At 72.2% G+C, this 1,989-nt stretch carries 1 protein-coding gene; it reads right to left on the reverse strand.

Annotation, left to right across the window (positions count from 1 at the left end; translation table 11 throughout):
• The coding region (locus ABZ896_RS52610; RefSeq protein ID WP_360946614.1) for an acyltransferase domain-containing protein at positions 1–1,989 on the reverse strand (1,989 nt) is incomplete at both ends.

Raw genomic sequence — 1,989 nt, forward strand, 5'->3', positions numbered from 1 at the left:
CGGGAACTCCGACGTGGCGTCCACGCCGTCCGCCACCACCCGCCACAGGTCCTCGGGCGACCGCACCCCGCCCGGATACCGGCAGGCCAGACCCACGATCGCGATCGGTTCGCCGCTCCAGGTCCGGACGGTCCGGACGGTGTCGAGGGCGCCCTCGGCGACGATCCAGTCGGCCAGGTCGGCCGGTGTGGGATGGTCGAAGATCAGTGTGGCGGGCAGCGGGAGACCGGTGATCAGACTGAGGCCGTTGCGGAACTCCACGGCGGTGAGGGAGTCGAACCCGGCGTCCAGGAAACCTCGTTCGGGGTCGATCTCGGAAGTGTGGCCGTGCCCGAGAACCCGGGCGGCGTGGCTGCGCACGGTCTCCAGGACGGCGTCGGCGCGCTCTGCCCGGGGCAGTTCGGCCAGCCGGCCGGCCCAGGTCGTGTCCTGCTCGGCGGCAGGGGGGAGCTGCGGCTCGGCTTCGGTGGGTTCGGTGGATCGTACGGTCGCGTTCAGCCAGAACCTGCGCCGGTCGAAGGCGTAGGTGGGCAGTTCGAGGCGTTCGGTGCCGAGCAGTTCGCCCCGGTCGACGTCCACTCCGCGCCGCCATGCCCGGCCCAGGCCGGCGAGCAGGGCCTGCGATTCCGGGAGGGCACGGTGCATCAGGGGTACGGTCACGGGGTCCTTGGTCCCGTCCGGGAGGGACTCCTGGACCAGGGAGGTCAGGCCGCCGTCGGGGCCCAGTTCGAGGAACACGGTGACCCCCGCGTCCGCGAGGTGGCGCACGCCGTCAGCGAACCGCACGGGCCGACGTGCATGCCGTACCCAGTACTCGGGCGTGCACAGTTCCTCCGCCGACAGGACACGGCCCTCGATGTTGCTGACGACCGGGATGCGGGGCGGCCGATACGTCATGGAGGAGGCGATCTCACGGAAGTCGTCGAGCATCCCGTCGAGCAGCGGTGAGTGGAAGGCGTGTGAGACGGCCAGTCGTTTGACTCGTCGTCCTCGCTCCGTCCATGTCTCCGCGATCGACGACACAGCGGCCTCGGTGCCCGAGACCACCGTCGTGGTCGGGCTGTTCAGCGCGGCGATCGCGATGTCGTCCGTTTGCCCGGGGAGCGATTCCAGCACTTCTCGCTCGTTCGCCTGTACGGCGGCCATGGCGCCGCCGGGCGGCAGCGCCTGCATCAGCGCGCCCCGGGCGGCCACCAGGGCACAGGCACTCGGCAGGTCGAGGACGCCCGCCACGTGAGCGGCGGTCAGTTCGCCGATGGAGTGCCCGATCAGGTGGCTGGGGGTGACGCCCACGGCCTCCAGCTGCGCCGCCAACGCGACTCCGACGGCGAACAGCGCGGGCTGTGTGTAGCAGGTCCGGTTCAGCGACTCGGCGTCCGCGGTGAAGAGGAGCGGCCGCAAGGGGCGGTCCAGGTGGCGGTCGAACTCGGCACAGACCTCGTCGAGCCGGGTGGCGAAGACGGGAAAAGCGGCATACAGCCCGGCCCCCATGCCGGGCCGCTGAGCGCCCTGGCCCGGGAACAGATAAGCGGCGGTGGCGGCACCGGCGGGGGTACCGGCGGCGATGGCCGGATCGGTGGCCGCGGCCGGGTCGGTCCGCCAGGTGTGCAGCCGGGAGAGGAGTTCCTCGCGAGTACCGCCCGTGACAGCCAGCCGGTGGCGCAGCGCCGAGCGCGTCGTCAGGGCCCGTCCGACCTGCTCGGCGGACAGCTCGGGGCGCGCCGAGACGTGGTCGTACAGACGGTCAACCTGTCCGCGCAGGCCACCGGGGGTGGCGCCGGACAGCAGCCAGGCCACGGGACGGCCGGCTTCTCCCGGGGGGACGGCGGTGGGGTTCTCCTCGGCGTGCTCCCCATGGTGTTCGAGGACGACGTGGGCGTTGGTCCCCGAGACGCCGAAGGAGGAGACGGCGGCGCGGCGCGGCCGGTCCAGGTCGGGCCAGGGGGTGGTCTCGGTGAGCAACTGCACTGTGCCGCTGTCCCAGTCGAC

The sequence above is a fragment of the Streptomyces sp. NPDC047072 genome, from assembly GCF_040643855.1.
In the GTDB taxonomy this organism is placed as follows: domain Bacteria; phylum Actinomycetota; class Actinomycetes; order Streptomycetales; family Streptomycetaceae; genus Streptomyces.